This is a genomic window from Mesorhizobium sp. M1A.F.Ca.IN.022.07.1.1, assembly GCF_003997575.1.
Lineage (GTDB): Bacteria > Pseudomonadota > Alphaproteobacteria > Rhizobiales > Rhizobiaceae > Mesorhizobium.
In genome coordinates this window covers 1-4,338 of sequence record NZ_RZST01000424.1, presented here as the reverse complement: position 1 = coordinate 4,338, position 4,338 = coordinate 1, and the positions used below count along the sequence as shown (strand labels likewise).

The following is a 4,338-nucleotide window of genomic DNA, read 5'->3' as shown; positions in this document are numbered from 1 at the left end:
GAGATTGGCATAGCTCTCGCCATGGAGCGTGCGAGCAAGCGAAGCGGCATAGCGCCAGATGTCGACGGCGCCGCCGATCTCGCCGCGCGCCTGCGCGATCGGCTTGCCGGATTCCAACGCGTCGAGCCTGGCAATCTCTTCCAGTCGGCCCTCGATCAGATCGGCCGCTTTGAGCAGCACCGCGGCGCGTTCCGACGCCTTCATGCGCGGCCATGCGCCGGCCTCGAAGGCCTTGTGAGCTGCCTGCACCGCAGCGTCGACTTCCGCAGCACCCGCCTGCGCATAGCGTGAAACCGCAAAACCGTGGCCGGGGCTGTTGCGTTCGATCGTGCGGCCGTCCCGGGCATCGACATGTTTGCCGTCGATCAGAAGCTTGTAGCTCTTCGGCGCCTGAGACGCTTCGACCGGCATGGAAATGTTAAGCGGTGCGTTCATCGTATCTTCTCTAGGATCTCGAAAAGTCCGGCTTGTGCCTGGCCTTGAACGCGCCGACACCGGCCTTGAGGTCGCCGGTGAGCGCAATGAAGCCGCTGGCCAGCGCTTCCGTGGCGGCGGCGTCTTCCTCGCCTTCGGCAATGCCGATCATCAGCTTGGCGGCCTCGGTTGCGAGCGGACCACGCTCGGCGATCTTTTCTCCCCAGGCTTTTGCTTCATCCAAGGCCTTGCCGGTTTCGACGACGCGGTCGACGACGCCGAGGGCGAGCGCCTCGTTCGCCAGAAAAATCTCGCCGCCAAGCGCCATGCGCCGCACGATCTGTGCACCGAAGCGGCGCACAGCGCGCTGCGTACCAGACCAGCCGGGCACGACGCCGATCGAGGTCTCGGGAAAGCCGAGCTTGATCTGGGTTTCGGCGACGCGAAAATCGCAGGCGGCGGCCAATTCCAAGCCGCCGCCCAGCGCATGGCCGGACAGCACGGCGATTGTCGGTTGCCGAAGCCGCGCCAGCCGGTCGAAGACACGATGGCCGTAGCGCACCCATTGAACCTGGAAATCGGCGGCGCTTAATTGTGCCCAGGCCTCGACGTCGCCGCCGGCGCAGAAACCCTTGCCTTCGCCGCTGATGAGCACGATACGGACACCCTCGGCCAGTTCGGCCTTGTCGAGTGCGGCTTCGAGCGCGCGCAGCATCGGAATGTCGAGCGCGTTGAACTTTTCCGGCCGCCTGAGCGTCACGGTACCGATCACGCCATCCTGCTCGAAGGTGACGAGGCGCTCAGCCATGCGCGCCTCCAAGCGAAGCGCCGCCGTTGAGCGACAGGCCGATCGGCCGATCTTGATAGAGCGAGGCCGGCGTGAACTTGAGGTCGTTTGCGACGGAGAGCGGAGTGTCGGCCTGCGCCAGCACATCGCGTTCGAGATCGATGCCGGGCGCCAGCTCGGTCACCATCAGCCCGGCCTGGGTCAGCTTCATCACACAGCGTTCGGTGACATAGGTGATGTCCTGGCCTTGCGCGACCGCGCGCTTGCCGGAGAAGGAGATGTGCTCGACCTCCTCGACGATCTTTTTCACCTTGCCTTCCTGGTCGATGCGGAGGGCGCCGTTCGCCAGCGAAAGCTTGGCGCCAGCATTGAAGAAGCCGGAGAAGACGATCTTCTTCGCCCGCGCGGTGATATCGACGAAGCCGCCGGCGCCGGCCGTCACATGCGGTCTCGCCGAAAGCTTCGACACGTTGACCGAGCCGTGGCGGTCGATCTGCAGGAAGGACAGGAGCGAGGCGTCAAAGCCGCCGGCCTGGAAATAAATGAACTGGTGCGGCGAGGGCATGATCGCCTCGGCATTCGAGGCGCAGCCGAACTTGAAGTCGAGCAGCGGCACGCCGCCGACCGCGCCCTGCTCGATCACCCAGGTGACCTTGCCGTGCTGGCCTTCCTCGAGAAGAATGCGCGGCACGTTGGCGGAGATGCCGAAGCCGATATTGACGGCCATGCCGTCGCGCAACTCCATGGCGACGCGGCGCGCGATCACCTTCTGGATGTTCATCTCCGGGGTGCGGAAGGTGGAGAGCGGCCGGAAGATCTCGCCCGAGATCGCCGGGTCGTAAGCCGTCTGCGTCGTCTGCAGCTGATCGGGCGCGACGACGATATGGTCGACCAAGACGCCGGGCACGCGCACATCGTGCGGCTTGAGGGTGCCGTTCTCGACGATGCGCTTCACCTGCGCAATGACGATGCCGCCATTGTTGCGGGCAGCCAATGCCTGTTCGAGACCGCCGAGATAGGCGCCCTCATGCTCGTAGGTGAGATTGCCGCGCTCGTCGGCGGAGGTGGCGCGGATGATCGAGACGTTGGGGACGATGGCTCGGAAATAGAGCCACTCCTCGCCGTCGAACTGCTGCACCGAGACGATCGGCTCGCTGGCGGCGGCGTTCATGGCGCAGCCCTGGTGGCGAGGGTCGGCGAAAGTGTCGAGGCCGACCTTGGTCAGCACGCCGGGACGCTTGGCGGCCGCCTCGCGATGCATGTCGAAGAGGATGCCGGAGGGCACGTTGTAAGCCGCGACCGAGTCGTCGCCGATCATCTGCCAGATCCGCGGCGGCTCGGCGGAGGAGGGGCCTGACGGATACGAGCCGCAGAGCGTGCGTTTGAGCAGGCCAGGCTTGGCGAGATGGTCGATGCCCTTGATGCCGTACATGTCGCCAGCGGCGATCGGGTGCAGCGTGGTGATCGCTCTCGGATGCCCTTCCGCATCGAAGCGCTCGCCGATCGCGGCGAGCACGGCATCGGGGCAGCCGAGGCCGCTCGAGGACGACACCGAGACAACCATGCCGTCCTTGATCAGGCTGGCGGCATGCGCTGCCGTGACGAGCTTGCTCACGCGAGGCTCCCGAGTTGCGGATCGATGATCACGGCCTTGCCGGTCTTCGATGATTGCAGTGCTGCTTCGGCGGATGCCAGCGACCAAATGCCGTCCTCGCCGGTGGCCGAAGGCTGGCCTTCGCCGCGGATCGCGGCATGGAACTGGCGCAGCGAGCGGGTGTAGAGGTCCTCGCGATCGAAGTTCAGCTCTTCCTCGCCATTTGCAGTGCGCAGCAGCACCGAGCCGACCGGCTTCTGCGTCATCACATCGGTGGCGATCAGCGAGCCCTCCGACCCATGCACTTCGAAACCGATGCCGGCGAACTTGGTCGTGAAGCCTTCATGCGATTGCGCAATGACGCCGGACTTGAAGCGCCAGATGCACATCGCGCCGTCCTCCAGCCCGCCGCCGGCCATGCCGGCCGACTGTGTGAAGGCCGAGATCTCGACCGGATCGTCGCCGAGCACGAAGCGCAGCGTGTCGGCATCATGCACCGTGATGTCGAGCACCACGCCGCCCCCGGCTTCGGGCCTGGTGATGCGCCAGCCCTGCAGGCTTTCAGGCAGATAGACGGAATGGAAGACACGCGCGGCGATCGGCTTGCCGATACGGCCGGTTGCGATCGCCTCGCGCATCGCGCGGTGCGCGCCGGCATTGCGCAGATGATGGTTGGTGCCGAACACGATGCCGGCTTTCCTGGCCGCCACAACCATCTTGCGCGCATCGGCGCTGGTCAGGGCCAGCGGCTTTTCGCAGAGCACATGCTTGCCGGCCTTGATGGCGGCCAGCCCCTGTTCGAGATGCAGCTCATTGGTGGTCGAGATGTAGACGGCCTCAATGTTCGAGCCAAGCAGCGCATCGAGCGTCGAGACGGCTTTAGGAATGCCGTTTTCCTTGGCGTAGGCCCGAGCCCGCTCTGCGCTGGAGCTCATCACGGCGGCAACCTCGCCGTCGGCCTGCGCGCGAATGGCGTTGATCATGAACTGCCTGGCGATTGTGCTCGCGCCGATCAGGCCCCATCTCACGCTCATGCCGCGTCTCCCATTCCAGTGCCGCGCGCGCTGCGGCTCGGGCCGCAGCTTTCCCTGACGACGAGGCTGACCGCGCCGATATGGTCCTCGGCGCGCGTCGTGCGCGACTGGATCATCTTCAGCATGACGTGCGCGGCGCGCTCGCCAAGGCCTGGGGTGTCGACGGCGACGCTGGTCAGCGCCGGCATGTAGTGCTCGGCTTCGGCCACGTCGTCGAAACCGACCACGGCGAAGTCGGCCCCGGCCTCCAGGCCGCGCTTGCGCAGCGCGAGCATGACGCCGAAAGCGACGGCGTCGTTGAAGCAAAGCGCGGCTGTCGGCGGCTCGGCTGCCGCAAGCGCGGTCTCCAGGCAGGCCATGCCGCCTCTGCGGCTGGTCTCGCCTTCGACGATCGTCCGGTTGGCGGCCGGGATGCCAAGCGCCTCGCAAGCCTCGATGAAGCCGCCGAGCCTGTCATGATAGACAACGAGGTCGGACGAACCGCCGAAGAAAGCCAGCCGGCGGTGGCC

At 66.0% G+C, this 4,338-nt stretch carries 5 protein-coding genes; all 5 read right to left on the bottom strand.

The features are described from left to right. Positions 1-435: aldehyde dehydrogenase family protein (locus EOA75_RS29530; protein WP_127325805.1), on the bottom strand; the 435-nt coding region annotated here is incomplete at its 3' end. A 10-nt stretch (positions 436-445) separates the two neighbouring features. Continuing rightward, positions 446-1,222: an enoyl-CoA hydratase/isomerase family protein gene (locus EOA75_RS29525; RefSeq protein ID WP_127325804.1), complete on the bottom strand. Its 777-nt coding sequence runs from the start codon at positions 1,220-1,222 to the stop codon at positions 446-448. Further along, a complete protein-coding gene (locus tag EOA75_RS29520; RefSeq protein ID WP_127325803.1) occupies positions 1,215-2,816 on the bottom strand; it encodes an acyl CoA:acetate/3-ketoacid CoA transferase in 1,602 nt (533 codons plus the stop codon). Before EOA75_RS29520 ends, EOA75_RS29525 begins: the two co-directional genes overlap by 8 nt. Then, positions 2,813-3,829: a Gfo/Idh/MocA family oxidoreductase gene (locus tag EOA75_RS29515; RefSeq protein WP_127325802.1), complete on the bottom strand. Its 1,017-nt coding sequence runs from the start codon at positions 3,827-3,829 to the stop codon at positions 2,813-2,815. The genes EOA75_RS29520 and EOA75_RS29515 overlap by 4 nt, the downstream gene beginning before the upstream one ends. Beyond that, positions 3,826-4,338: substrate-binding domain-containing protein (locus EOA75_RS29510; protein WP_164747646.1), on the bottom strand; the 513-nt coding region annotated here is incomplete at its 5' end. The genes EOA75_RS29510 and EOA75_RS29515, both read right to left, overlap by 4 nt.